General features: G+C 65.9%; 1 protein-coding gene and 1 pseudogene. Both read left to right on the top strand.

Annotated features, from left to right (window positions below):
* Positions 1 to 162: 162 nt before the first annotated feature.
* Positions 163 to 909, top strand: coding sequence for a hypothetical protein (locus LQV45_RS34035; protein ID WP_230012263.1), 747 nt, complete (start codon positions 163 to 165; stop codon positions 907 to 909).
* Positions 906 to 1,197, top strand: a pseudogene (locus LQV45_RS34030) (hypothetical protein); the annotation flags it as partial. The gene LQV45_RS34035 and the pseudogene LQV45_RS34030, both read left to right, overlap by 4 nt.

Genomic DNA, 1,197 nt, shown 5'->3' with positions numbered 1-1,197 from the left:
GTGTACGGACCAGCGGGTTCGACCATTTAGCATAGTTGAATTAGGACCTCACGCAAAATCCCAGCCAACACCGCCACACCGCCGCCACCCCCCGCCTCAATCGCCGCTGCCCCACCGCATGCCAGTAGCCATACTGCCCGTCGACTCCGCAGGAAGCCCTAGATGCCACTACCCGCAAAGGCGTTCCAACTCTGGCTTCATCGGGTTGCCCCGTCCGCGAGCACAGCCGATCTCTGCCGGATCTCCGGGATCAAGCGCACCACCTTCGCCCAGCAGTTGGTCCGCGGGAAGGTGGCCGAAACCACCCTGGTCAGCATCAGCCGGGCCCTGGATTTGAGTCCGCTGGCGGAACTCGCTTCCTTCGAGCACTATGCGGAGCTGGCCGCCCCGCCGCAGCCGCCGACCCCGGCCGAACTCGTCAGCCAGGTCGCCACTATGGACCTGTTGCGCGCCGTCATTTCGCGTTCTTCCCCGGCCTACGGCGGCTACGGCGACCAGGGCAGCTCAATGACCCCGGCTCTGAGCCCCGCACCGCACGCCACGTCGGTCCGGAACTGGGTGGATGCGATTGACGATGGTGAATTGCGCCACCGGGTTTCGGCCGCCACCGGGGTGGCACCGCAAAATTACTCCGCGCAGCTCACGGCAAACCGGCTGTCCCCCGAGCTTGCGGTCGCGACGGCCCGCGCGGCGGGCGTAGGCTTCACGGGCGGGCTCGTCGCCACGGGCCTGATAACTGAGGCTGAGGCCGGCTGGACGGCCGGGGCGAAGCAAGCCGCGTTGGACGCTCTTTCCGACGGCGACCTTAGTGCCCTGGCCGGGGAACGTCTTCAGGCGCTCGGAAAATCGCTGCGGCGCCATGAGCAGGAGCAGGCACAAACACAAAAGATTTGGGAGAACCTCGGATGATCGCGATCCTGCAGTGGACCACACTGGCGATGTGCTGCGTCGCCACGCTCGTCCGCGTGCCCAGTGTCCTGCGGGGTGAGAACCGGTCCCTGTTCTGGATCCTTGCGCTGATGACCCTGGCGATCCTGCTCAGCATCGATGCCCCGTATCTGGCCGTGGACCAAGCCCTGGGAGGCATGAACGTCGCCAACCTGCTGCTGCGCTTCGTCATTTTCGCCGTCATCTTCTTCCTTGGTCTCCGGATGGCCCGGGGCTTCAGCGCGTGCGACGCCCTGCGCCTCATCACCG

The sequence above is a fragment of the Microbacterium sp. Bi128 genome (assembly GCF_918698205.1).
The sequence above is the reverse complement of the archived record's forward strand: the minus strand, read 5'-3'. Positions and strand labels throughout refer to the sequence as shown.

Excerpts from the sequence above, each read along its gene's own strand:
- LQV45_RS34035 (WP_230012263.1), top strand. The coding sequence starts at position 163 with ATGCCACTACCCGCAAAGGCGTTCCAACTCTGGCTTCATCGGGTTGCC.